The organism is Bacillus salipaludis (assembly GCF_030938565.1).
GTDB lineage: Bacteria > Bacillota > Bacilli > Bacillales > Cytobacillaceae > Neobacillus > Neobacillus salipaludis_A.
This window is the reverse complement of the sequence record NZ_JAVGVR010000001.1, coordinates 3424997-3447179: the sequence shown is the minus strand read 5'-3', so window position 1 is coordinate 3447179 and position 22183 is coordinate 3424997. Positions and strand designations below refer to the sequence as shown.

At 36.9% G+C, this 22183-nt stretch carries 23 protein-coding genes and 1 pseudogene; 5 read left to right on the top strand and 19 right to left on the bottom strand.

The features are described from left to right. Nucleotides 1-43: 43 nt before the first annotated feature. From RCG21_RS17205 to RCG21_RS17175, 7 genes are all read right to left on the bottom strand, one after another. The gene (locus tag RCG21_RS17205; protein WP_308913457.1) at nucleotides 44-382 is read right to left on the bottom strand and encodes a YolD-like family protein; all 339 of its coding nucleotides are present in this window, start codon (nucleotides 380-382) and stop codon (nucleotides 44-46) included. A gap of 131 nt (nucleotides 383-513) precedes the next feature. After that, nucleotides 514-1308, bottom strand: a complete 795-nt coding sequence (locus tag RCG21_RS17200) for a hypothetical protein (protein ID WP_308913456.1) — start codon at nucleotides 1306-1308, stop codon at nucleotides 514-516. Between the two features lie 357 nt (nucleotides 1309-1665). After that, complete coding sequence (locus tag RCG21_RS17195; RefSeq protein WP_308913455.1) at nucleotides 1666-2619, bottom strand: tyrosine-type recombinase/integrase; 954 nt, start codon at nucleotides 2617-2619, stop codon at nucleotides 1666-1668. A gap of 425 nt (nucleotides 2620-3044) precedes the next feature. Further along, complete coding sequence (locus RCG21_RS17190; protein ID WP_308913454.1) at nucleotides 3045-3254, bottom strand: hypothetical protein; 210 nt, start codon at nucleotides 3252-3254, stop codon at nucleotides 3045-3047. A gap of 324 nt (nucleotides 3255-3578) precedes the next feature. Beyond that, nucleotides 3579-3890, bottom strand: coding sequence for a hypothetical protein (locus RCG21_RS17185; RefSeq protein ID WP_308913453.1), 312 nt, complete (start codon nucleotides 3888-3890; stop codon nucleotides 3579-3581). Nucleotides 3891-3947: 57 nt separating this feature from the next. Continuing rightward, entirely contained in the window at nucleotides 3948-5192 is a 1245-nt protein-coding gene (locus tag RCG21_RS17180; RefSeq protein ID WP_308913452.1) for a replicative DNA helicase, read from the bottom strand. After that, nucleotides 5192-6172: a DnaD domain-containing protein gene (locus RCG21_RS17175; RefSeq protein ID WP_308913451.1), complete on the bottom strand. Its 981-nt coding sequence runs from the start codon at nucleotides 6170-6172 to the stop codon at nucleotides 5192-5194. The genes RCG21_RS17180 and RCG21_RS17175 overlap by 1 nt, the downstream gene beginning before the upstream one ends. Before the next feature lie 590 nt (nucleotides 6173-6762). Here RCG21_RS17175 and RCG21_RS17170 point away from each other — a divergent pair. Continuing rightward, complete coding sequence (locus RCG21_RS17170; protein ID WP_308913450.1) at nucleotides 6763-6990, top strand: hypothetical protein; 228 nt, start codon at nucleotides 6763-6765, stop codon at nucleotides 6988-6990. A gap of 215 nt (nucleotides 6991-7205) precedes the next feature. Here the strand turns inward: RCG21_RS17170 and RCG21_RS33565 are convergent, their stop codons facing one another. Then, a complete protein-coding gene (locus tag RCG21_RS33565; RefSeq protein ID WP_372512765.1) occupies nucleotides 7206-7334 on the bottom strand; it encodes a YjcZ family sporulation protein in 129 nt (42 codons plus the stop codon). Nucleotides 7335-7668: 334 nt separating this feature from the next. Here RCG21_RS33565 and RCG21_RS17160 point away from each other — a divergent pair, with 334 nt between their 5' ends. Continuing rightward, nucleotides 7669-7860 carry a hypothetical protein gene (locus tag RCG21_RS17160; RefSeq protein WP_133337209.1) on the top strand — a complete coding sequence of 64 codons (192 nt, stop codon included), beginning with the start codon at nucleotides 7669-7671 and terminating at the stop codon, nucleotides 7858-7860. A 217-nt stretch (nucleotides 7861-8077) separates the two neighbouring features. Beyond that, nucleotides 8078-8533, top strand: a complete 456-nt coding sequence (locus RCG21_RS17155) for a hypothetical protein (RefSeq protein ID WP_308913448.1) — start codon at nucleotides 8078-8080, stop codon at nucleotides 8531-8533. A 157-nt stretch (nucleotides 8534-8690) separates the two neighbouring features. Here the strand turns inward: RCG21_RS17155 and RCG21_RS17150 are convergent, their stop codons facing one another. Beyond that, entirely contained in the window at nucleotides 8691-9563 is an 873-nt protein-coding gene (locus RCG21_RS17150; RefSeq protein ID WP_308913447.1) for a LysR family transcriptional regulator, read from the bottom strand. Between the two features lie 139 nt (nucleotides 9564-9702). Here RCG21_RS17150 and RCG21_RS17145 point away from each other — a divergent pair, with 139 nt between their 5' ends. Both RCG21_RS17145 and RCG21_RS17140 read left to right on the top strand, forming a co-directional pair. After that, nucleotides 9703-10842, top strand: coding sequence for an AbrB family transcriptional regulator (locus tag RCG21_RS17145; RefSeq protein WP_308913446.1), 1140 nt, complete (start codon nucleotides 9703-9705; stop codon nucleotides 10840-10842). Nucleotides 10843-11026: 184 nt separating this feature from the next. Beyond that, nucleotides 11027-11509: a CBO0543 family protein gene (locus RCG21_RS17140; protein WP_133337217.1), complete on the top strand. Its 483-nt coding sequence runs from the start codon at nucleotides 11027-11029 to the stop codon at nucleotides 11507-11509. A gap of 239 nt (nucleotides 11510-11748) precedes the next feature. On the opposite strand, the gene RCG21_RS17135 is transcribed toward RCG21_RS17140, so the two are convergent. From RCG21_RS17135 to RCG21_RS17090, 10 genes and pseudogenes are all read right to left on the bottom strand, one after another. After that, complete coding sequence (locus RCG21_RS17135; protein WP_133340473.1) at nucleotides 11749-12708, bottom strand: DUF3231 family protein; 960 nt, start codon at nucleotides 12706-12708, stop codon at nucleotides 11749-11751. A 464-nt stretch (nucleotides 12709-13172) separates the two neighbouring features. Further along, nucleotides 13173-15233 (bottom strand): catalase, encoded by a 2061-nt coding sequence (locus tag RCG21_RS17130; RefSeq protein WP_133340471.1) that lies wholly within the window; start codon nucleotides 15231-15233, stop codon nucleotides 13173-13175. A 1095-nt stretch (nucleotides 15234-16328) separates the two neighbouring features. Continuing rightward, nucleotides 16329-16589: a hypothetical protein gene (locus RCG21_RS17125; protein WP_133340469.1), complete on the bottom strand. Its 261-nt coding sequence runs from the start codon at nucleotides 16587-16589 to the stop codon at nucleotides 16329-16331. Nucleotides 16590-16655: 66 nt separating this feature from the next. Further along, nucleotides 16656-16934: a hypothetical protein gene (locus RCG21_RS17120; RefSeq protein WP_133340467.1), complete on the bottom strand. Its 279-nt coding sequence runs from the start codon at nucleotides 16932-16934 to the stop codon at nucleotides 16656-16658. A gap of 281 nt (nucleotides 16935-17215) precedes the next feature. Then, nucleotides 17216-17806: a molybdopterin-dependent oxidoreductase gene (locus RCG21_RS17115; protein WP_133340465.1), complete on the bottom strand. Its 591-nt coding sequence runs from the start codon at nucleotides 17804-17806 to the stop codon at nucleotides 17216-17218. Between the two features lie 237 nt (nucleotides 17807-18043). Beyond that, on the bottom strand, nucleotides 18044-18415 hold the full coding sequence (locus tag RCG21_RS17110) for a YolD-like family protein (RefSeq protein WP_308913445.1): 372 nt from the start codon (nucleotides 18413-18415) through the stop codon (nucleotides 18044-18046). Nucleotides 18416-18670: 255 nt separating this feature from the next. Beyond that, the gene (locus RCG21_RS17105; protein ID WP_308913444.1) at nucleotides 18671-19894 is read right to left on the bottom strand and encodes a beta strand repeat-containing protein; all 1224 of its coding nucleotides are present in this window, start codon (nucleotides 19892-19894) and stop codon (nucleotides 18671-18673) included. A 532-nt stretch (nucleotides 19895-20426) separates the two neighbouring features. After that, a pseudogene (locus RCG21_RS17100) lies at nucleotides 20427-21029 on the bottom strand (lactonase family protein); the annotation flags it as partial. Nucleotides 21030-21254: 225 nt separating this feature from the next. After that, a complete protein-coding gene (locus RCG21_RS17095) occupies nucleotides 21255-21647 on the bottom strand; it encodes a J domain-containing protein (RefSeq protein ID WP_308913443.1) in 393 nt (130 codons plus the stop codon). Between the two features lie 291 nt (nucleotides 21648-21938). Beyond that, nucleotides 21939-22151 carry a hypothetical protein gene (locus RCG21_RS17090; protein ID WP_308913442.1) on the bottom strand — a complete coding sequence of 71 codons (213 nt, stop codon included), beginning with the start codon at nucleotides 22149-22151 and terminating at the stop codon, nucleotides 21939-21941. Nucleotides 22152-22183: the final 32 nt, after the last annotated feature.

Below are 22183 nucleotides of genomic sequence, written 5' to 3'. Positions count from 1 at the left end.
AATGATTATATCCTTTATTTTACACTATTAAGATGCCTTATATCTAATCAACGACAATCACTCCGACTACATCTTCAAATGAAATCCGTGCAAAGTCCCCAGCCTTTACCTCTACACGAAGCTGCTTTGTGATCGGATCTATGTAATGTATTCTACCAGTTATCTCGTGTGTAATTCCGTCATCCCATATCGTCAGCTTTACCTCAAAGCGGTACTCCATCGCATAACATATCCGTTGGTCGAATTCGTCAATTTCGTAGGTATCGATAATCGGCTTTTTAATCCTCTCGTCATCTTTCCATACATCACGCTGTGCTTTAATATGTTCTGGCATTCCAAAGGCGAACTGCCACTTCTTTTTACCACGGTCACGAATCGCCATATTAATCACCTCACACTTATTATATACGAACAAATGTTCCGTATTTAAATGAAATAAAAAGACCACTTCTTTTGCAGTCTTTTGTTTCCTATTAAACTAAAGCACCCGCCTTTTAAATAACTTTGAATTATTCACTTCAAATGTTTAAAGTTTTCATAATAATGAAGATTAGCAAAGTTTATTCCATCTGAACTAGCAATTGATGCGTGGGCTAATTGCTCATACTTATTCCCTAGAAGATCTTGATACATTATTTTTATTTTCAAACCATAAGCAAAATTGTCATGAATATTTTCGCCCGGAGCATAAATCAGAAATTTAAAACTCTTATCATGGTCCTTTTTAACCAATTTATAAGAATAACCAATTTCCTCTTTCTTAATTATTTCTTCGTGATTATTCCCGTTTACAAATATTAAATTTATTCTACTGATTTGAGCATGCCCCATCCCCACATTACAAATAATCAAATTGAAATACCATTCTAAGCTGTTCTTATCTTGATAGGATGCTTTACTAATATTGATATGGGGGATTCCACCCTCATCTGATAATTGCCCCATAGAATTATCAAAGTCAGCCTTATTGTAGCTAATTTTATATTCGAGTATGGGAATTACAGAAAGTCTATTCTTCTCATAATCAGCTTTTTTTTGATATTTCAAGGTCAAATATACACCCATAAAGGTTGCTATTCCCCCAAACGTACCTCCTAGAAATCCACCAAAAAAGCCCAACCAATCATAGGTTACAGTAAAACCTATATATGAACTTAGGTTGAAAAAATCAATTACTAAGAAGAATGTAGGCGTTAAAAAAATAATAAGCCCAAAAATAAGTATGTACTTCCGTTTTTCTGAGGTTGAAAATAGGGATTTATCAAGGCCTTCTACTTCTCTGGAATTATTATGAGTTTTAAATTTCATACTTTAATATCCTCCTAATTCTTTTCTAAACCTGTACCTGAATTATTAGCGTTAATACTATAGTACAACACTGGATGGAAATCGAAAATCCATTTGAGGTAATAAGAGGAAATATCCTTTAGTTATCTCATAACTTACTTTGACTTAATGAATGTATTTTTTGAGGTTCTGACTTCGTCACCTTTTCAAAGGAAATAACCATGTAAATTTGTATTTGCTCCTCTTTCCTCCCTTTTCACTTTCATATTAAACTTTAGCTTTTTTACATAAAATTTTTATGAGCCTTCTTAAGCAACCCTTCTGTTAATTTAATAAAAAAAAACGCCACCCATAAGGTGACGCAATAATATCTATCTATTATTTAAATACGTAATTTAAAGGCGAGTGTACGCTATGTTGATTCTGAACATCCATATTCGTCATTTGTACATAACGTCTTACCATATTCATATGAGAATGCCCGAGTATTCTTTGCAAACTAAACGGATCACCACCGTTAAGAATATAGAATAATGCACCAGTGTGTCTTAGAGTATGAGGGCTGACTCTCTTATTCGTAATTTTTGCGACCTGACCATAAAGTCTTAAGTTATCACGGACTGTTGCCTCACTAATTCTTTCACCTTCATAAGAGAGGAATACATTTTCATTACCAAACTCTTCAGTTTCACGGATATATTCGCTTAATAACTTTGCAGTACGTGGTGAAATCGGAACAATACGACCGACTCGAGTTTTGGTGTCTGCAGCTTCAAGTCTAATAGACATCGTCTTGAAGTCAATATTTTGACGTTTCATATCAACAAGTTCACATACTCGTACCATTGTATCGAGCAATACAAATGTTATTACCTTTGTTCTAAAACCAACGTAATTCTCATCATCAATCGCTGCTATTAATCGGCGATACTCCTCAACTGTAAACGCCTCAACAACATCTATTGGTGCCTTTATCGGCTTAAAGCGTTTATGAATCGGCTCTTTAATCCACATTTTATCCTCGAAGGCATACCTCAAAAACGACCTCATCGTCCTAACTCGAATATTTACGGTAAACGGTGAGTAATTCATTTCCTCTAGCATATACGTAATCCAACCCATGAAAAGTTCAGTCGTAATTTCATCTGCTGATAACTCTTGGTTGATAAAGTCCTTAAAGTATCCGAAGTTATTATAGTGTTCTGCAATGGTACGCTTTGCTAACCCTTCTCCCTTTTTAATGAGCATAAACTCCTCGAACATTTGGGTGATAGTGAGCGAAACAACCTCGTTTCCATCCATTCGCTTCCGTCTAGATAAATTTTTGCGCATAATAAAAAATCCCCTTTCGACAGTTTAAAATCTGCGTAAGAGGACGAACAGATAACTTTTACAGTTTCAGGCAACGTTCAAAACAGTCTTTACCGACAGTCTTTTACAGTCTTGCGTAAAACTGAGCGAAAACTGTGTAATTGAACGAAATCAATCAACGCTAACATCACGATATCAATCATCGTAAAAACAGCGTCATTATTGAATAGTTGGCGGGACAGCGTGGGAATCGAACCCACCAGACCTGGCACTCAGGTCTCAAGCAGTTTTGAAGACTGTGGAGGACACCAGTCCTCTTCTAACCATTTTGCAATTGCTAATTCACCATGAGAATCATTACATTTTGGACACCTTATACCTTGCAAAAAACTTTCAGCCGCTACGTTCCATATATGACCATATTTAACATGAAGCATTTTAACGATTTAGTCCATAATTTTATAAGTTTTTCCATTCAGTTCTAACAAACCAACAACTTTTCCTGTTTCAAGTACATTAACAGCATATCTTATTGCTTCCATGGCTTCTAAACGCCATTTTTGAAAAATAGGTCCATCCTCCCAATGATCTTCTGAATCAAGGCCAGTGCTTGCTGGTAGATCTTCAAGTAGTTCAATTACTTTATTAAAATCCATTATTAAATCATCCTTTCAACTTCAAAATAGGAGTCATTTGGATGTTTTCTCTCAATTGTAATAAAGATATCAGAGCCTCCCAAATGATTACAATTTAAGAATATATTATTTTGTAAAGTTTACGGTATGAAATGTGAATTTTTCCTGAACATTAGTATTTTTGAAAGGTAATCTAAAATTTAAATGTCCGGTTGTTCCATCTTTTCATTTTTACCTCTCCCTTTTAAAATACCCCGCAATAGCAGGAAAACTCTCAATATCCTTTTTAATGTCCCGAAACGAAATCACCTCCTTACCCCTAGTAAGCTGTATGTCTAGCGAATATTAGTGACAATTCAATGGAGTTTGATGAAAGGTTTTGGTATAGAAATCGATTGCTTCTTGTCCGCTTCTAGCAAAGATAAAGACAAAATCCTTCTGGCTCATCTTTAATGAGTAGATACCCATTTTATGGATCCCTAAGTAATTATGTTGAATCAATTTCGCTACCTTCTGATGATCTACTTGGTTGAGATCTATTTTTGAAATGTCATCTTTTAATGAAATTTTCTGCACTTCTAGTAAATGGTAGATGCAATGGGCCAAAGAGGATTCATCATAATGGAAACACTCCTGATATAATTCTTCCACAATCACTGCTAACACCTCGATATTAGAATATGTCCCTGGCTCCGTGACCGAAACGGAAACACCCTATTCCTTTTGCTCCTCAATCTTTCCTGTATGCTCGTTGTAATTCACTGAGACGGTTCCAACTGGACCATTTCGATTTTTTGAGACAATGATTTCAAGGGAATGATCCTCGGAATCCTTGTCATAATAGGATTCCCGATACAAGAACAAAATCACATCGGCATCCTGTTCCACACTGCCTGATTCCCGAATGTCAGACATCATCGGCCGCTTATTAGCTCTTGATTCTACCGATCGATTTAACTGCGCCAAACAAATGACGGGGCAATTAAAATCCTTCGCCATCGCTTTAAGAGATTTAGAGATTTCCGTCACTTGTAAATGGGAGTTCCCGCCAAAGAATTGACCAGAATGGATAAGCGTTAGGTAATCGATAAATAGAATTGGTTTCTTGTATGGAAATTGATGCATCATTTTTCGTGTTTTTGCTCTCATTTCGGCAATGGTTTGTCCAGACCCATCAAAAATTTGCATATGGGTTTCAGTAAGGTCCCCAATCACATCCGACCATTTAATCTTTTGACTAGGATTGAGCATTCTTTTCGGATCCCGCATTTTTGCACGGTTAAAGCCTCCGGTTGAAGCCATTAATCGGGAGGTGATCAGCCTTTCGGGCATTTCTAAGGAAAAGACGAGAGGCAAATATCCAGCCCATCCCGACATTTTTGCAAAATGAAGCATCACATCGGTTTTTCCCATCGAGGGTCTTGCCGCTAGAATCGTTACTTCCCCGTCCTGAAAGCCTCCCGTCACTTCGTCTAGCTTTTTGATCCCTGTTGTGGCGGTTTTCAAGGTTGGTTGATCTTCCCAGGGTGCCTCATAAATGATGGACATTGCTTGTTGTAAAGACGTGTGGTCGTCCATCTTCATTTGGTTAATCTTATCCAATTCGGTGATTACTTTCGCTATTTCCCAATCGTTCGTGGCCGCTACCGTTAAAATGTTCCGCTTTTCTCGTTCCTTCCACTGGTCAAGAATGAGCTTCTCCGTACGGTCAAATTTCTCTATATCCGCATACGATAACAGCTCCGAAAGGTAAGACATTCCACCTACAGAATCGAGGTCAGATAAGGTGGTCAAGGAAATTAAATCAATATTCTTGCCTGCACGGTTAAACTCTACCATTCTCCGCATTAATTCTTTATGCATTATACTTTCTAGTTGTTCAGGCTGAACCACCGTATCCTTGAGTAAGTATTCTGCTTTCATCAAGCTTCCTAAGAACGCTTTTTCTGCCATACTCATCACTCTTCACCTGCCGTCAAGTCGAGTTCAAATCCTCTTGGAATATCTCTTCCGGAAGGAGATGATTCAGTTGATTTCCTATGCTTTGGTACAGTCTTTTGCTTTTGCTTTTCCTGTTCCCGCTCAACTTCTTCTACAGTCAGTAAAGATTCATTTTCCCAGTTCTTCAGAATCGCCACAATATAGTTCAACTTCCGCTTGTTATTCGCACAGGCAATATTCATTGCTTTTAAAATCATCTCTTTTGGCTGCATAAAGCTAGAATCATCTAACCATGACAACAACTTCTCTTTTGCATTCACGTTTGTAAATCCAAATCCATTCGTATCCCAAAACTCAATAATTTCTTTCACATCTTCTGTTTTTTGATTACTCAATAAGGGATTTTGTATGTCTGGACTATTTTCTATATTGTGAACGAAAGCTTTTAGTTTTACTTTTTGCCCAGGTGTCGTATGCAGGAATGCACCGTCAAATTCTTCATTTTCACTTGTGTATGTATCCTTTTCATCTAAATCCCTACCAAAACTATCTTCTTTATACAGGTTCTTTTTAACAGCAGGCGCGTTTATCTCCGAAGCTATAGAATCTATTTCTGCTTCGACGTGTTTCCTTTCATTAAGTTCTACTTCCTTCTTTTGGATATTTGGCGATAATTCCAGTGCTTCTAACCGTTCATAATCAATGGTGTACCACTTGGTTTGATCCATTTTGCTTTTATTCCAGTTCCCTGAAAGCAATAATCCTTGATCCGCTAGCGAGCGAAACACCCGTTTAATCGTACTAAGTGACCAAAATGAAAATTGTTCCTGCCAATCATTATAGGTATTGTAAATCCATTTGCGGCCCTCAATCATATGGGTGCTTTTATTGACCCAGTAATGTATTTGCTGCAGGACGACTGCTTCATTTAAACCAATCCTGTTGGCTAATGATGGGATCACGATCATTGGATTTTCGTACACTAATAAAGTACTCATCTCTTTTTTCCTCCCTTTTTGAATGGCCAAACGATAAAACAATTGGCTTCCGTTCTGGTTTCATCGATTGGTTCATTGATCTTTCCCTAGCTATATAAAGAAAAATGACAAAAAGGGACAGGTAAAATAAAAACTTTTTTATAAATTTGGCAAATGGGTGAAGGAATGGATAAGGAAGGATTTTGGTCTTTAAGGGGGGTTTTTAAGGTTTTTTGATTGGGAAAACAACTGGTACGATCTTTGTTGTTGTCTTTGGATAATCTCTGTAGTAATCTCTGGTATTGCTTGGTTCAGAGTTGTTTCCTCCATTGTGTCAATCTCAAATTTTATACTGGTTCAAGTTGACCTCTTGTTTGGTTTAATCTGAAGTACTCTTTGATTCATTTTTAACAAATGAAGGTCCATTAAGGAAACGGTAAAAATCGTCGATTATTTAGAAAATGTTTTTCCTATTTTTAGAGTCTTTTCGTAAATATTGTGGCTATATGTGGAAAAAAATTTTTTAATAGAAAATAGAAGATTTTAACATTCATAGTATAATGGATGGGAATTACAATAAAAATTTTTATTATTACATTTGGGGTGTTACATTGAATAAAGCTATTCTAAAAGGAATTTTAAGTGTTTTAATAGGAGTTATGGTATTCGGATTTTTATTTCTTTGGCAAAAAGATATGGGCTTTATGCCAAATTTCTTTTTTTCTATCACAGCAGGAATCTTGGGTTATATGGTCATATCTCCTTTGATAATGTCGAATGAAGAAAGGAATAACTTTGAATCTACATTTGATAAATGGTTAGACGATCGTGAAAAATAGTAAATTGAAATAACATAACCGTCTTTTTTTAAGCTGACCGTAAGGATTCTATCAAGATGTAATTTGCAAACCGACAAGAACTAATAAGTAACTCCTTCGTTCTTACTTTAATAGCAATTGCTTGTTCAGCTCAAGAAAAACTTGTATCAGTTTAAGGGAAATAATCCTCATCCGGAGTTAGGATGAGGATTATTTCATAAATACAGTCACAGCTTTTAAACACAGAAACAAACTGCACCAACAATGATTAATAAAATAAACAAAACGACTATGAGTATAAATTCACCGCATCCTTGAGTAGGAAAACAGCTTGCATAAACAGGAGCTGCATAGGAATAAGACAATGGAGGTTGGGGAAGAACATTTGCGGGTAAGGCATTCGATATTGGTAAGGCATTAGTTATTGGTAAGGAATTATCCATTTTTTCCACTTCCTTTCGAATGTATGGAGAGCTAATTTAACATTACAATATATATTACACTTCGAGAGGAAATTGGAGCCCGTCTATATTATATTTGGGCATGATCTAGAGACAATCTGGTAACCTCCCAGATACATTGTAAAATGCGTCTTCACTTTTGTAGAAACGCATCCGATCGTGTAAGTCCATCTTTTCATAAACACCTCCATCATCACACATCTAGAAAATAATGGTAAAATAAGTTGGAGGTGATTTTGTGAAAAGAATACCAAAATATAAAATTAATTTTATTGCTTCATTTATTTGTCTTGTTATAGGTATTTTCCTTATAAAAATACTTCCTAATGCCATTCCTACTCTCATTCTTTTTGGCTATTTCTTTCTTTTTTACTTAGGAACTGGTATTTATCATTTAATTAAACAAAGAAAGAATACCAACTCCCTGTGAATGAAACAGAAGACGGATAACCCGTCTTCTGTAGGGTGTATTCTCATTATCTCTTGTATGCTTTCGTTACGTGCTCAAGTTGCTCGGGTGTGCACGTGCACATCATAATGCCCAACGATTGTTTATAGGTAAAAACACATTTTTATTCGAACAAGTTAATAGGTGAATAACCAGTGAATAGGATGATATGAAAATAAATTGTAAGGGAGTGCATTTTATGTACCCAAATCATATACATCTGTACTATAACATTCCAAATAGTCAAGATGCTTATCTATCTGCAACTCCTATTCAAGCAGATTACTATTCGACCCTTGATCCAAGACAATTTGGTGGCTTTCAGCCACCAACTGCTCCGCCACCTGGTCATCATGCTCCAGGAGCTGGACCATCGCCTGGTCATCCTGCCCCAGAAGAGGGACCACCCACATCGCCACCGCCATCTGTTGTTCCTCAACAGACGCACCAAGCAGGAGCATTTGCAGTAGACCCAGGCAGTATGGTCCGTTGTTTACACAGATACACATATGTATGGCTAAGAGGTTTTGAGCAATTTTGGTTTTATCCAACATTTATTGGCCGCCACTCTGTTTCAGGGTATCGCTGGACTGGTCGTAGATGGGTTAATTTCGGAATTAGCCTAAGACAAATTCAATCGTTTACTTGCGTTTAATAAGTTACGTTAATCCAGCTGCCATCATGGCAGCTGTTTGCTTTATTTGAAGGATTTCAACCCATGCTAGTTACCTTATTTTTATAAAATTATTTAAAACAATTGATCATGTATACAGCTCCCCAAACAGCTCCGTTTTTGACCAGCAAATTCCACCTTAGGTAATGGATTGCAGGTCAATCCCCTCTACAAATTCGACAAAAGCCTTTACTACGTTGAATTCTAAAGATTCTTCATGGTAGAACATCCACGTCTTTCGGATGATTTTTTCTCCCTCCTTGTTTTTAATTTCAATTTTATTGATATGAACAAGATCATCAATATTCATGCTTGGCATAATGGCGTAGCCCAAGCCATAACCGACCATCTTTTTGCATGTATCTGCTTTATCCACATTAATACTGACGAGTGGAGGCTGTGAGTAATTTTCAGCCCACCAATTATCAATTACAGCTTTTAATAATGGATCCGTTTCGTAATCAATTCTAGGTAAACTGGGCAGTCGGTTCATGTCTATCTCTTCTTTTGAAGCGATACAAATGCTTTCTTCGAAGAGAAACTTTTTTTGATCCTTCCAGCCATATTCCCCTTTTAAAAAACCGACATGAACATCATGATTGTACATTAAATGGGCAATATCATTACTGGATCCCGTTGTTACTTTAAACTCGACATCAGGGTATTGATCTTTAAAAAGTTTTAATAATCCGGGAAGTTTATAATCCGTAAAAAAGGTTGAAACACCCAGCCTTAATGTACCCGATATTTTTTTCTCCATATTTAGGACTGTTTCTTTCATCTTTTGGATTCGCAATAACAATTCATGTGCATTTTTTGCAAGATACTCACCTTGTGGAGTAAACTCAACTCCGCGCCAGTTTCGATTCACGATTTTAACTCCAAAGTAGTTTTCCATTGTTTTTAAGCGATTGGTTAAAGCCGGCTGCGAAATATGCAGTATTTTAGCTGTATTGGTTATATTTTTTTCTTGATAAAGGGTTTGCAAGACCATCCAGTCTCTTTCATCCATCGAAATCACCTTGTATCCTTTAAGAAATAACTTTTGATTATGGGCTCCAATATAAATTCCATATTTTATTTATTGCTTTGATTATACTATATTTATTACGAAATCTTCATTGGATGTTTTGAAGCAAGGAGGCTAGATTATGAATGAAAAAAACACCTTTTTTCGCAGTGTTTGTTTTATATTGATAAGTAGTTTAGGAGGATTCTTGATCTCATTGACGGATCTATCCATTGGATGGATGATCGGCACATTTTTAGCAGCTGCTTTTCTTTCCTTTTGGAAGCCATCCTTTTTAAGGGGGAATGAGAATCAAAAAGGGATGCCAAAGTACTGGTTATTTATGGGGCAGTTTATTTTAGGCATTCATTTGGGACAGAAAATAAACCTGACTTTTTTGCATGTTTTTAAGGAAAATTGGCTTGCCATCATTCTTATGCTTCTTCTTTCGATCATTTTTTCCTTACTTTCCGGTCTCGTACTCTGGAAATATAGTATTACGGATATGATGACCAGCTTTTTCGGAACGGCTCCTGGTGGATTATCCGCTATGCCTGGGATTGCAGAAGAGGCAGGGGCAAATACGGCTGTCGTCAGCATTATTCAAACCATGCGCGTTTTTTTAGTGATCCTAATGATTCCGTTGGTTGCTTCTTTTTCGGCTACACACAGTGGAAATTCGGCGAATCCTGTTCCCCTTTCGGTTCAGGCAGACCCGGAATTTAAAATCGGGATGTTACTTTGGACTTTTGCCTTTATCGCATTTGCATACGCAGGCTACCGATTGATCAAATATTTACGATTTCCTGCTCCCTGGCTGATTGGAAGCATGGTGGGTACTGCCATTGCCCAATCTCTTGGTTCGTTCATGATTGGAGGTGACATCGTTTCGTGGTGGCCTCATGAAGTCATCATTTTATCGCAGATTATGATTGCTGCCAGTATTGGTTCGCGTTTTCAAAAAAGCATGTTTATCGGGTTAAAACGGACGATCGTAGTCTCTTTCATAAGTACGGTCGGTCTCATTTTCTCTATGTTTATGTGTGCGGTTTTAGTGGCTAAAATAACAGGGATTTCACTGATTACCTCTATTCTTGCATTTGCGCCAGGCGGAATCGCTGAAATGACGACAACTTCTGTCGTCCTCCATGGTGACTCGACCTTTGTCGTAGCCGTACAAGTGCTTCGAATCCTTATTATTTGTGTAATCCTGCCGCAATTTTTTCGATTGTTAAATTATCTTGAGCAGAAAAAGCACTTTTTATCTAAAACATCCGTTTAATTTTTTCACGTTAAATGAAGAGGAGGAGTATACAAGTAAGATCGTTCATCCTTCTTGAATCAACTCTTAGATTAATATCCCTTACTGTTTTATTTCATATTATCTTCGTATTCATTTTACTTAAAACAAAAATTGAATTAATCAATTCTAAAAGTAAAAACTAATAAGTAAAGGAGGATAATTAATGAAATACAAAGCAGAGAAAACTATCGTAATTTCATCCTGGATAATTGTGTCATTACTATTAATAAAATTTACACCAAAAAATAAAATTCGTGAATCAATAGTTGTATTTTTATTTAAACAAGCATTAACATGGATTTTTGGATTACTAGTAGTAGAAAAAAACTTAATTTCCTATCCATATCGCTTATTTTTCAAAAAAGCAAATAGAGCTAGTTTTTCATTTGAATACTTTATATATCCTGGACTGTGCACTTTATTTAGTTTGTACTATCCAAAAAATAAATCTCACTTAAAAAAAACTCTGCATTTCTTTATTAGTACTTCTGTAATCGTCATCTTTGAAATAATTGCAGTGAAATATACAAAATTAATTAAATATAAAAAATGGACTTGGTATTGGAGTTTTATAACCATTTGGATAACGGATTACTTAACACAAGCTTTTCACAACTGGTTTTTTAAAACTAAATTTCATGAATAAAAAGGGGCAGTTAGACTGCCCCTTGAATTATGTAAATGCAAAATATCAGTCAATGCTATAAAAGATAGGACTAGATTGTTAACTCTCTTGTTCTACTCAACGGTACTTTACTAAGAAAAGCTGTATCAAATGTGTAAGTTTATCTTAGAAAAATTTATAATGTCGCTCTATAGAACCTGTCAGTCTTTCCATAAAATTCCAGATTCTTCATTATTTACACTATTGGATTCAGTTTATCATTATTTAATTGACCTACTCGTTAATGGTGGTTCATTAAACCAACCTTTTTTAACCAATAGCTTAAACCCTTTTTCTGAAAAACTTTGGACCTGTTCCATTAATTCACTTAGTATTTTGACATGATTCTTCTTATAACTAGATACAGCAGCGTTTTGTAAATTTATTATTCCAATAGGATTTAAAAACATTATGAGGTTCGTCATTAACTTATCTGAAAATGGAGATTCCTGGACCCTATGCACGAAGCTCTCTAGTCCAGTTGTAGTACTAACTCCGTTTTCCCTAAAAATATCCGATAAAGTAGCAGCTTGATGAAATGCTAATTTCTTGCCATCATTAAATAATTGCTTTGACTCTTCATCTTTTACAACATCAGCAAAAGCAGTGCATAGAGCAACACCAACATTATTGCATTGAAGTGCACTGTACATATGTCCCAATTCTACCGCATTAAGTGGCCTCAATTGTGTAGATATAACCTTAAACATTTTACTGTCTCTTTCATGTGCTTTCATGTATAAAAATGGACTGTTTTGTAACAAGTTCTTTTCTTTTAATAAACCTAAAAGAGATTCATCAATTTGAATCATCTTAGTGAGGACTTCACGAAAGAATTTCTTTACATTCATATCCGCTAGTTCTGCATATTGAGAAGCGAGGATCCGCATCCCATTTCCGGTAATATGCTTAAGAATTTCAATGATTAATTGATCGGTAAAAAGCTTTACTGAGGAGTTATTTAAATCAACTTCACTAAAAAATGGCGTTTCATTATAACCGCTGTCATTTAATAACTTTGTAGCCTCTTTTTCTTGAAATGTAGATAATGAATTGATTTCATCTAGAACACTTCTCAAATCTTTATCCTCAGCAGTATCAATAAGATTTTTTAAAATAATATTAACCATATTCGAACTTGATTGAAGATACCAAAGAAAGCCGAACTCATTTACGTTCATACAAAAGGCTCCTTCATTATTTATTTTCTGTTATTAGAATGACAAAAATATTGGTAATTATTCAGGGTATATTTCTAATTAATACAATTAGTCTCAATCTCAAACTATATTAATTATTGTAATTTAAATAATTTAATGAGAGTTTCTGTTAAAAGAATACTAATTATATTCACGGGCTCTCAGGTTTCTCAATAGCTTTTTTAATGATTTTCATTAGTAAAAGGCCTATCCAAATTCCTGGTATCACGCACAAAATTGGTAACCATATTGGCCATGACAGGAACTACAGGAAGGTCGATATCACTTAATCAAATAAATGCCAATCTAACAAATGTTCCAACAGCTCCTTCGAATCCATTATTGAAACAAGAAATGGCGGTGCTGGGAACGTCTCCCTAGCACCGCCATCTCTTCGTTTTACCTAATTTTGCAAGTAAGCAAGCTGTCCTATAAGACAGCCCCTTTTACTTCCTGTTCCAAAATCGTTGCTTCGCAATTGCTCTGACAAACACTTCTCCGAAGTTGTTAGTGCTTGAAGCAAAGACGACACCTTCAAGCTCTCCGTTTTTCGGTGGCTGTATGTACGATCCCCCTGTGGTCGCCACGCCAATCGGTTTGTAATACTTGTATGTCCCTTGGATAAAGTTTTTCACATTCCAGTCAAAGGCAGCTTGATTTTGCACGCGTCCACCAACAACATACAGAGAATCATAAAGAACAGGATTCGTCGCGAGGAAATTTTGATCCAACGTGATGGTCGTCCCTTGTGCTCCTGTAACCGTACCCAATCGATCGCTGACAAACTCCACGAAGACTCCATGTTCGACGAGCGTGTTCAAAACTGAGATGACCTCTTGATCGGGAAACCCGTTGCCAATCAGAACTGCAACCCTCATGGTATAGGGAAAATGCTGCGTATTGGCTTGACTTAGAGCTGGAGAGGACGCAGAAACGGAAACTTGCTTGGTTGATGGTGGTCGTACATCGATGTTTGAAGCAATGGTGGAAGCCAATGTATGGTCCACATTTCCGAACATGTCGACGATTTGTTGACGAACAGATTGGCTCTTCACTTTTGTGAGTTGAAAAATGAATGACTGTAATATATGGTCTTTTTCAACGTCAGACAAACTATTCCAGAACAGACGTGCTTGGGAAAAATAGTCCTTAAACGTGTCGCTTATGGCTTTGGTGGCTAAGCCTTTTATCTTTTCGGGATAGAAATCGAACCCGCCCTGCTCGACCGGTGTTGGACTTGGTGTATTGCCCGCTAGTGAGTTTTGATAGTAGTTAACCTGGTCAATATCAATGCGTTGGCGATGAGCCCCTTCTCGTTGGTAGTTGTGAAAAGGACAAAGCGGTCGATTGATAGGTATTTCATTGATGTTCGGACCACCCAATCGATACATCTGCGTATCGCGATAAGCAATAAGTCGGCCTTGTAATATAGGATCGTTGGAAAAACCGATGCCCGGAACCACGTTGGTCGGATCAAAAGCGGATTGCTCGGTCTCCGCAAAAAAGTTGTCGACATTACGGTTTAGTGTCAGCTTTCCGATGTAATGAACAGGAACGATTTCTTCTGGCCAGAGCTTCGTCGGATCGAGAACATCAAATTCGTATGCGTGTTCATTTTCTTCTTCAATCATTTGCACCCCAAATTCGTACTCGGGATATATCCCACGTTGAATCGCCTCATAAATATCTCGCCGGTGAAAATCGGCATCCAACCCGCCGATGATGAGGGATTCTTCTTGGAGAAGTGAATGTACGCCGAGGACTGGCTTCCATTGAAAGCGTACAAATCGAGAGGTTCCTTGGTCATTGATGAACCGGTATGAATTGATCGCATAACCCTCCATCATTCTCCAACTTCTTGGCAACGTCCGATCCGACATAAGCCACATGATAAAATGCGCCGACTCCTGGTTATTTGCTACAAAATCCCAAAAGTTTTCTTGTGCTGCTGAAGCTGTCGGCATATCCGTGCGTGGATCCGGATTAGCCGCATGATGTGAATCGACAAATTTCTGCGCGTCATTCACGAAGAACACGGGTAAATTTAATGATAATAGGTCCCAATTGCCCTCGTCAGTATAAAATTTCACTGCGAAGCCTCGCAAATCTCGCGAGGAATCGATCGATCCGCGACCGCCATGATTTGTTGAAAAGCGGACGAATACGGGCGTACTTGCACTTGGATTCTGCAAGAATCCCGCCTTGGTATAAGGCTTCATCGACTGATAAACCTGGAATGTCCCGTGAACACCGAACCCTCGAGCATGGGCGACGCGTTCTGGAGTACGTTCTCGGTCAAAATGCATCAGCTTATCAAAAAACAGAAAGTCCTGCAACAGAGCAGGGCCTCGAGTTCCTGCCTTCAATATCCCGTCATTGTTGGATGGCTTTAATCCCGCACTCGTCGTAAGGGGATTTCCTGCATTCTGAACACGAAATTCCTCAAGTTGCTCATTTTTTTTGTTGCTTTGATTCTCTCTTTCGTTAGAAACGTCATCGTAATTCATATGATCTCTTGCCCCCAAGTCAAAATGCATTTCACGCTATAGTATTTGTATGCCCGAGTTCTCCCCAGTATTCGAAGCCCCTTAAACTGGTTAAGCGATGTGGCAAATGCCCTTTTGAAGCTAACGGATTACGTACAGTGGAGGGGGGAGAACTTCAGAAGAAAACTGTTTTCATACAGTTCGAGGAGGACAGAAGCAAACCGTTGTGAAAGACTGCGAGCAGAACCCGCAATATTCACAACGTTTTTTCTCCAATATGAGGTTGTAATTATATCCTAAGGCGAAATGAGAATTTTGTACTCCTTTACGCACGATATGCGGATTAGCCCTTCCTCCATGTAGTGTTAATAGTAACGTCAGCAGCTTTAAAAGTATTTAAGACCGGACATCTGGGTCTGTTTTTTCTTTCAACTCTTTTACCCTCTCATCGGACTCGTTTTTTTAACAATTGCCTCAACATTAATTGTTTGGAAGTACGTTCGTACACTTGGATCTCCCATTAACCCCCGGAAATCAAGCCCACCATTTACTTTAAAGTCGATTCCTCGTAAACAGAACTTAATCTCTTTTGCAACTAAATTAGCAATCTCATTTTCAAACCTACTTGGTGGGAGGTCAGGAAAATGCGGATTTACAACGTTAAGCAATGTTAAGAAGTAAAAATGCTTAACTTAACAACTATAAGGGATTTTGAGACATGTATATGAGATATTTGGAACCCTTTAACTACAGTTATATCCCTCATTATCAATAGAGTAAAACCCTATTGATACAAACCTCATAAACCATGATAAATCAGTATTTGTTCCCTTACCGATGTAAATTGTCAAAATCCTGACGCTACCCCTTTTAGCAGTAATATGTTCTTTGCTTTCGATTTATTTTATTTTTGCTAAGGAAAACAGATATCTAATAACATAACTGAAAAGGTAGAAGTTAACTTAACATTAAAAATAAAGCCGATGATTCCTTAGCGTAGGAAAAATCGGCTTTTTTCATGTCGAAATATGCTTAGCGTACAAAAATCGCGTTTTTTGCTCTGAACTCCAGCATTGACAAAATGGTCAACACTTCAGTCTGAAATGTGGATATATATCATCCATCATAAAATTCTCTTTTTTTCTCATCTTCCTCGAAGATTTCGTCCGTACCTTTTTCTATTTGAATATTGTTAGGGCGGAGAAAATTTATGGTTTCGTGCTCTTCATCAAATTGCTGAACAATACCTACCATGGTTGGATATTTTTGAATATGCTCTTCATAGCATGATTGAAAGTCTTCGCCCACAACGAGGATTTCCTTTTTCTGACCACCAATTTCATTATCTTCTATATATGAAATAATAAATTCTTTCATCATTTCCTCCTTATAAAACAAATTTTTTATTAGGAAATTTAAAAATACAAAAGCACCTAGGGAAGCTTATGATTCATTTATATCTAATCCAGATAAATTTAAAGAAAGTTCATCTAATACTAAAAATACACAACCAAAAACGGTTCTGTAATCGATATAATCCCCTTTAACTTCAACATTTACCTCAATAATATTCCTTTTATTATGTATGTATTTTTCTTCAAATTGATTAAAATTAATACTTGTAACAGATACACTAATTTCCTCTAAGTATTTTTTCAGCTCTCTTTCAAATATTGAATGATTAAAGTTTTCGCTAAAGAAAATACGAATGGTAAAATTCATTTCAAATCCTCCGTCTACATATGATTTGCCAAATCTTCCTTACTCAACCTTTTTTCGAAAACTTGTGTATCTTTTATTCCATTTAATTTATTCAACTAGACTGGATCATTATCAAATAAAAAAAAGCGATCCTCTAGGTATCGCATATTTTAGATTATCGCACTCGTTTGTGAACAAAATGAGTTGTTTTCTTTCAAAAAATGGCCTTGCTTTTTTATTGGAAGCAAAGTATCAAAAGTTGAAGTACTTCTCTCACCCTCCTTTTCGTTTCGTAGCCTGTGTTAACGGTACCGCTCTTCTTTAAATGGATTGGCTGTCATCGAATAGCCACGCTCTTCCCAAAAACCAGCCTCGTCTACTTTCATAAACTCAATCCCTGAAACCCACTTTGAGCCTTTCCATAGATAAAATACTTCTGGTGGAATAAATCTTAGTGGATACCCATGTTTTGGATCAATATCTTGCCAATCATGATTTTTATCCTTCCAACGGTATACAAACAAAGAATCGTCCCCTAATAAAGGCTCTAGCGGCAGGTTTGCAGAATAACCAAATCTGTCCCCATTGAAGTAACCGTAAATTTTAATGTATTTTACACCTTCATTCATTTCAACAAATTTCAATAACTCTCTAAGTGCAATTCCTTCAAAAGTTGTATCAAATTTAGACCAGGTGGTAACACAATGCATATTAACGTTTGATATGGTTTTTGGAAGCTCCATGATTTCCTTATGGGATAAGGACTTTTCTTCCTTCACCTCACCAAAAAGTCTGAAATTCCATGTGATTTCGTTAAACTCGGGAACATCCCCTGTGTGCAGTATTGGCCATTTTTCTGTTTCGAATTGGCCAGGTGGAAGCTGCTTTTTCATCTGACACCATCCCTTTTTCATCTTAAACGTTAATTAAATCACAGTGCTTTGTATAGTTTACTTCAAAATAATGAAAGCATACTGTAGGCAAATCCGTTATTTGAGATCAACGTATTTAGAATTAACGCAGCTGGTGTACCTCAAGAGGGTAACTCGATATTCCATAATCTCTTGGTCCAGCCAAACCTTTGATAAGAAAACAAAACGGTAGCTAACCTATGCTACCGTTTTTGTTGTTTAATCCACGACCTTCACTCCAACTACACTATCGAATGCCACACGCTCAAACTCACCAGCTTTTACTTCTATCCGCAACTCATGCGTTATTGGATCGACGTAATGAACACGGCCAGTTATCACCGAAGTAAATCCGTCATTCCATACCGTCAGCTTTACCGCATGATTGTATTCTGTTGCATACTGTATTCGCAGGTCGAACTCCTCCGCTTGATCCTCGTCAATGATTGGCTTATTCATGCGTTCCTGGTCGCGCCATAGATCCCGCTGCCCCTTTATTAGCTCCGGATGTCCAAACGCGAATTGCCATTTCATAACGCCTCGGTCACGAATTGTCATAATAACCACCTCGGTATTATTATATGCGAACAAACGTTCCATATGAATAAAAAAATAAAAGACCAATTATTTTCGGTCTTTAGATATCTTATTCAATTAAAGCACCCGTTTAGTTTAAGTGCATTTCTTCACAATATCATAATTTACCTTCAAAAAATAATAAGAGGTAGCAACTCGCTACCTTAAAAAATTAAAAGCTATTCTTCATTTTTCCCTTATTTTTAAACGTGATGGTGATCAGGAATGGTGATTCTAATCAGATCTTGATTCATCATCAGCTTGGCCAGATTAACCAATTACTTGCGGTTCACTATTGTCAGTGAACGTATTTCCAGTAAGGGTTGCTGTACCATTGTTAAAAGTTGCTATAGCTCCACCACTCCTAGCGGTATTGCGCGTGAACGTACTTCTTGTAATGGTTGCTATTCCAGTATTTGCTATAGCCCCACCAAGGTTTGGAGCACTGTTATCAGTAAACGTACTTCTCATAACGATAAGTGTGCCATCATTTGTTATAGCCCCGCCATTACCAATCAAAGCCATGTTGTTAGAGAACGTACTATTTGTAATATCGACTGTACCAGAAAAATTCCCTATAGCCCCACCAAAATTAGCGTTGTTGCCAGTGAACGCACTATTAGTAACATTAACTGTCCCAGAATCCTGATTTGTTATAGCACCGCCAACATTAGCGTTGTTGCCAGTGAATGCGCTATTAGTAATATTAACTGCACCGGAATTTCTATTCGCTATAGCTCCACCAATATTAAAAGCAAGGTTGCCAGTGAACGTACTATTTGTAATACTAACTGTACCGGGACCGAAATTTGATACAGCTCCACCAATCTGAGCACTGTTGTTAGTAAACGTACTTCTCACAACAATAAGTGTGCCATCATTTGCAATAGCCCCGCCTTCACCAGAAGCAGTATTCTGAGAGAACGTACTATTTGTAATGTTAACTATGTCATCATTTGCGATAGCTCCACCATTACCAGCCGTAGCGCTGTTGCTAATAAACATACTATTATTTGTAATATTGACTGTACCAGAAAAATTCCCTATAGCCCCACCAAAATTAGCAGTGTTGCCAGTGAATATACTATTATTTGTAATATTAACTGTACCGGAAGCCTTATTTGCAATAGCCCCGCCAGAAGTAGTAGATTTGTTGGTTAAGAACATAGACCTTACCACATTCAATGTGGCACCATTATTAAGGATGGCCCCACCACCTTCACCTGTTTGATCATTTCCATTTTGGAAGGTTAGGTTGTTGATTGTAACTATGGTAGTCGTACCGCTAATATTAAAGATACGTGTAGTACTACCGCTGATTGTTGGACCAGAGCCGCTTATGGTTATGCTTTTATTAATATCTATTGGACTGAGTAAAGTAATGGTACCAGATACAGCAAAGACAATGGTGTCCCCTGGATTTGCAATTGCGACAGCATTACGAAGTGAACCTGAACCGCTATCATTGGTATTCCTGACCGTAATTGTTGCCATCTTATCCTTCTCCTTATTTTTATTCTTAGACTTGTCCAGATTTACTCTTGAACTTGTCCAAAATTATCCTATTCAAGGAGATGCTAAATGTGACATTTTTTGATATACTCCTATAATAAAAGACACGAATCCCCAATTATCTTCATTTACTCAATAATCTTACCTTACTCATAACTTTAAGTTAGGACACCTAGAAATAAAAAATAGCCGATTTCCAAGTGGAATCGACTTCAAAATTATTTCTTCAAGTTTTCTTCTCATTTCCTTAAGTGCTTCTGATGAATAGTTACCTTTCAAATTTTTCACCACTTTTTCTATATAATTCCCTTTAATTGTTAAACTAACCGGCCCCGTTACTTCAATAAGAAAAAGCATTACCGTTGTTCCAGTAATGCACCCGTTTGTTTAAGTACGTTTCTTCACAGTCTGCTGGCAATTATGTTGTTTGATAACAAAAGATACCAGTATGTCACATCCTTGTTTTTACTATCTCCTGTATTTTTTATGCCATGAAGTATGGTTAACCCCATAATCAAAGAACGGCTAAACCTTGTGACCCAAAGTAAGGAAAGTTAATCCAGGCAGCAACCTGCAATCTTGCTAGACTGCCATCATCTTGAATCTTAAATACTGACACTGTACCCTGATTACCGTTAAGGGTGTAAAAATGCCGTCCGTCTTTACTCACTCCAACGTCCATCGGAAGACCTGGGGATGTACCTGGCGCTGTACTGGTAATATGCCTTTCTACCGACAATGCTCCATTAGGATCAATTCTGTAGGTGGAGATGGTACCGCTTAAAGTGTTGGTAACGTATGCAAAACGTTCATCCCTTGTTGTTACAACCCAGCATGCGGTTTTATATCCATTTGGTACAGAACCACTGATCACATGAAGGACCCTGTCGTTGCTCATTGAATAGGATGACAGGGCATTTGAATCTGCTTCAGTAACCAAGAGGATTCCAGTGGATAGAAAATATGCACCCAATGGTCCTTGACCATAAGAATTATTAACAATTGGTTCTGTAACAGTACCATTTTGATTTACATGAAATACACTAAGATGGTTTGAAGTAAGCTCGGATACAAGGATATCACTACCATCAGGAGTGAAAAGAATCTGTGCTGGCTGAAAAATCAGGGTCAGTCCCCCACTGATGTAACGCTTTACTCCACTTGTAGGACTGACCCTCGAATACTAGAAATATAGTTTTTGACCGTACATTCCCTTAAAAACATTGCACTCCGATTTATTTATTACTTTTTCCTTGCAAAACCAGTTCCACTACTTCGATTTCCCTTTAGGTCATCGTATTGTGTAATTGTTCATTGATCCTGTTTTAATTATAATTTTTTATTATTTCTTTTTATTTAAATAAGTATTTCCCAAAATTCCAATTAAAATAAAAGCTGCATTTATGATTACAGGTGAAAAGCTAGCCTGTTTGCGATTTTTACTCTGTATTTTTATTATATTTATGTAAGGATTTGTTTTAGCGGGATTTTCCTGTTTTAGATTATCTGTGACGTTATGAGTATTTTTGAAAAGGAGATCGTCATACCTTTTTCTTTTTACAACATTTTTAAGAGTTTCATATGCTTCTTTAACTTTTTTGAACTGTTCAGCATTCCCTTTTTCTTTATCTGGATGTACTTCTTTTACTTTTTTTCGATAAGCTTCTTTAATTTCACTAAAAGTTGCATCATAGGGTACGTCTAAAATACGATAGTAATTTCCATTGGATCCCATGTATTTTCCACCCTCTTTTGGTTATGATTGCTCCTACTTTTACGTTTTAATCCTTCCAAAATAGTATTCTGTTTTTTTAAAAAATATTCGAGTTTTAAGTACATTTTCTTGGATGAATACTTTTTTCAATTGAGTGAAAATCGTACGTTTAGATTAGAAAAAACTAGAATCACTTCATTTATCTATAATTAAAAAAGTTTTTCGTTTAAGCTTTTTCGAACAGCTCCAGTAACTATCGTAAAATACACGAACCGGGATTTCCACAGAACTTAATTTAGTAATTTAGTAGCACTACTTCTGAAGCCTTAATTCATCCGCCTCATCTATATCCTTAATTATTTGCTTTAAGTCATCTACCCACTCTAACCTTATATAAACTTCACCAGGAGTCAGTCTCATTGGATAGGATTTTTCATAGACCTGGCCAAGCAAATCATCGATCTCTTTTTGCATTTTCATCGCTGTTTCTGTATGGAGTTTTTTCCTAAATGAAGGACGAAACATACTTTCCTTGCTGACGTAATCGTTGCGAATTT

Bases quoted from the DNA above. Each gene is read 5' to 3' on its own strand.
- RCG21_RS17180 (WP_308913452.1), bottom strand. From the start codon at position 5,192: ATGAGTATGGCAGAAAAAGCGTTCTTAGGAAGCTTGATGAAAGCAGAA.
- RCG21_RS17095 (WP_308913443.1), bottom strand. From the start codon at position 21,647: ATGGGATCCAATGGAAATTACTATCGTATTTTAGACGTACCCTATGAT.
- RCG21_RS17150 (WP_308913447.1), bottom strand. From the start codon at position 9,563: ATGGATGAAAGAGACTGGATGGTCTTGCAAACCCTTTATCAAGAAAAA.
- RCG21_RS17130 (WP_133340471.1), bottom strand. From the start codon at position 15,233: ATGAATTACGATGACGTTTCTAACGAAAGAGAGAATCAAAGCAACAAA.
- RCG21_RS17195 (WP_308913455.1), bottom strand. From the start codon at position 2,619: ATGCGCAAAAATTTATCTAGACGGAAGCGAATGGATGGAAACGAGGTT.
- RCG21_RS17135 (WP_133340473.1), bottom strand. From the start codon at position 12,708: ATGAACGTAAATGAGTTCGGCTTTCTTTGGTATCTTCAATCAAGTTCG.
- RCG21_RS17140 (WP_133337217.1), top strand. From the start codon at position 11,027: ATGAAATACAAAGCAGAGAAAACTATCGTAATTTCATCCTGGATAATT.
- RCG21_RS17105 (WP_308913444.1), bottom strand. From the start codon at position 19,894: ATGGCAACAATTACGGTCAGGAATACCAATGATAGCGGTTCAGGTTCA.
- RCG21_RS17155 (WP_308913448.1), top strand. From the start codon at position 8,078: ATGTACCCAAATCATATACATCTGTACTATAACATTCCAAATAGTCAA.
- RCG21_RS17115 (WP_133340465.1), bottom strand. From the start codon at position 17,806: ATGAAAAAGCAGCTTCCACCTGGCCAATTCGAAACAGAAAAATGGCCA.
- RCG21_RS17090 (WP_308913442.1), bottom strand. From the start codon at position 22,151: ATGTTTCGTCCTTCATTTAGGAAAAAACTCCATACAGAAACAGCGATG.
- RCG21_RS17175 (WP_308913451.1), bottom strand. From the start codon at position 6,172: ATGAGTACTTTATTAGTGTACGAAAATCCAATGATCGTGATCCCATCA.
- RCG21_RS17205 (WP_308913457.1), bottom strand. From the start codon at position 382: ATGGCGATTCGTGACCGTGGTAAAAAGAAGTGGCAGTTCGCCTTTGGA.
- RCG21_RS17120 (WP_133340467.1), bottom strand. From the start codon at position 16,934: ATGAATTTTACCATTCGTATTTTCTTTAGCGAAAACTTTAATCATTCA.
- RCG21_RS17200 (WP_308913456.1), bottom strand. From the start codon at position 1,308: ATGAAATTTAAAACTCATAATAATTCCAGAGAAGTAGAAGGCCTTGAT.
- RCG21_RS17190 (WP_308913454.1), bottom strand. From the start codon at position 3,254: ATGGATTTTAATAAAGTAATTGAACTACTTGAAGATCTACCAGCAAGC.
- RCG21_RS17125 (WP_133340469.1), bottom strand. From the start codon at position 16,589: ATGAAAGAATTTATTATTTCATATATAGAAGATAATGAAATTGGTGGT.
- RCG21_RS17145 (WP_308913446.1), top strand. From the start codon at position 9,703: ATGAATGAAAAAAACACCTTTTTTCGCAGTGTTTGTTTTATATTGATA.